This is a genomic window from Bullifex sp. (assembly GCF_034103065.1).
In the GTDB taxonomy this organism is placed as follows: domain Bacteria; phylum Spirochaetota; class Spirochaetia; order Sphaerochaetales; family Sphaerochaetaceae; genus Bullifex.
Genome location: NZ_JAXEGN010000111.1, coordinates 1 through 2,528, shown reverse-complemented (window position 1 = coordinate 2,528; position 2,528 = coordinate 1). Strand labels below are relative to the sequence as shown.

3 protein-coding genes are annotated in these 2,528 nt (G+C 34.7%); all 3 read left to right on the top strand.

Features of this window, described 5'->3' with window-relative positions:
• Positions 1-389: MFS transporter (locus tag SOY52_RS04445; RefSeq protein ID WP_320847775.1), on the top strand; the 389-nt coding region annotated here is incomplete at its 5' end.
• A gap of 273 nt (positions 390-662) precedes the next feature.
• On the top strand, positions 663-1,208 hold the full coding sequence (locus SOY52_RS04440; protein WP_320847774.1) for a hypothetical protein: 546 nt from the start codon (positions 663-665) through the stop codon (positions 1,206-1,208).
• A 607-nt stretch (positions 1,209-1,815) separates the two neighbouring features.
• The coding region (locus SOY52_RS04435) for a helix-turn-helix domain-containing protein (protein ID WP_320847773.1) at positions 1,816-2,528 on the top strand (713 nt) is incomplete at its 3' end.

Genomic DNA, 2,528 nt, shown 5'->3' with positions numbered 1-2,528 from the left:
TCCTTTTCTCATACCTTAGAAGAAAGAATAAAGTTAATTCTTGGGATCTTTTAGTACTTTCATCGGTTGGCTTAGCACTAAGATTATTACTATATCTTGTTCCATCTGTATGGGCATTTACTGTTGCTCAAATGCTACATGGCTTAACCTTTGGAGCTAACCATGTTGCAGCTACTGGATATGCTGCTGATAATGTTGCTCCAGAGCATTATGGTGTTGCTATGACACTATATTGGTCTTTAGCTGTAAATCTTCCACAAATGATGGGAGCCTTTGGTGGTGGCTTTATTATCGAGTCCTTTGGATACCCAATGTTATTCTTATCCTATTCAATTTTTCCAATTATCGGAATTATTCTATCTTTTGTGTTAAAAAAGACATTAATATGATTGTAACGGGGGGAATAAGATGGTAATATTCTGTTGCAACTTGAATAAGTTGTCATGCTTCGGTTATCCCTCAGCACCCCTTTTGTGCACCGAAGCATGTTTTTTACAACTTAATCGATAAAAATTTATCATTTTTTTAGAAATTGTGAAACACAAGTTTGCCATCTCTTTGTTGAAAGTCATTTTTACTTAAATAATATAAATAAAATCGTTTAAATATCTAATAGCATAATTGATTATTATGGTACGATATAAAAGAGAAGGGAGTAAGGTATGAAAAAACTTGTTGCTGTTTTACTTTTATTAACTGTTTTATTGAGCTCTATATATGCACAGGAGTATATATCATATTCAGCATCATCAAATAATAAGAGTCAAAATCTTAGTAAGCAAGATGAAATATGGATTATTAGTGACTCAAATAACTTCCTATGGAATCGCTATGTAGAAGAAGCCTTAAGAGATGAATTTACACAAAGAGGTATAAAGGTTTTCCTAAATACAGATTATTTTGATGTAAAGGATTTTAATGAAGATAATATTGACTTAATGTATGATGAAATTTTTGATTCAACTGCAACACATATATTATTTATTACTATAGAGGAGCTTTATACTTTTACATATGGCGGTGGTATTAAGCAATTTGATACAACAGGCTCCCTTATTGACTTAAAGAGTGGTGAGGTAGCTTTTAGAGTTGGAATAGCAACAGAAGCAGATAGTAATGATCAGCTTAGCTACAATGCAACGTGTAAGCCAAGTACACTAAGTATGGCAAGTGCTTTAGCTACTGAATATATGAGATATGTTAAATAAAAAATAATTGTCGTAGTTCACGATAATAATACTTCGTGAAATAAAAATTATTTAAGAGTGCAATAGCTCATATTAGGGTGGAAACTCAAAGATAAAAGGGTGCATCATCACGCTCTGTACGGATATAGTTCCTGCTCAATATCAGTTCCTATGATGACTCAATGATGGAGAAATATTAGGATTGCCATGTTACCTAAAGCTTCGTAAATATTTATGGAGTTCAATGGTTTGTGTTAGATGGTAGAGGTAATTACTGATGGCTGAATACATCTCTCCGCTAAAAGAGAAATATATTCATTATGGAAGTGGTAATCAAAATATGAAAAACAATAGAATTGTAAGCTTTACATAAGAAAAGCAATAAAATAAAATAAATTGAAATAAATAATTATAATGCAATTGAGGATAAAATTGACTTGGACAGACATAACTTCTTCAGATATTTCTGTTAGATACACACCTAACAGATACCTGTTTGATGATGTCGGGCAAAGAGATATTATCTATCCTCAGTTTGCTTCACCTGTCGAGATATATCTTGATGATGGTGTGAAGGCGAATTATCAGAAGCTTTGCAATGTGTATAGGAAAAAATAAGGAGTGACAGGTGATTGAGACAGATAGGATAGAATTTAAACAATCATGGAGAGATGAATACCTTGAACATATCTGTGGTATGGCGAATGCGGAAGGTGGCTCTCTGTTCATCGGCCTTAATGATAATGGTGCTCCTGTTGGCATTGCTGAAAAGGATATTAGAAAACTTCTGGAAGATATTCCTAACAAGATAGTAGATGGACTTCACTTGTATAATGTCAAAGTCAGACCATTGTCATCTGAAGGGAAATACTATATTGAGATTGTGGTTCCACAGTGCAATGAAACAGTCAGCCTCAAAGGGAAGTCGTACATCCGTATCGGTACGACGACCAGAGTCATGGGGTTTGATTCCTACCGAGAAGCCTTGATGGAAAGAGGAAGTCTTGCATGGGACTCCTTTACGGTCAATGATGTATCTATAGATGATTTGGATGAAGACAGCTTCAGAATCTTCAAGAAGAAATCCTCTGAAAACAAATCATCTTCTCCTGTTCAGGCTTATGACAGATATAGGATACTGGAAGAACTGAAGCTTATACGTGGTGGTAAACTAACAAGGGCTGCGGTGCTTATGTTCCATCGCAAACCAGATGATATAATCCCTGGAGCTTTCATAAGAATAGGAAAAATGGAATCCAACGAAGATGTATCCAGCAAATTTGAGTTGCACGGCTCTTTGATGAGGCTGAGTCAGGATATATTCGAGATTTTGGAAACTAG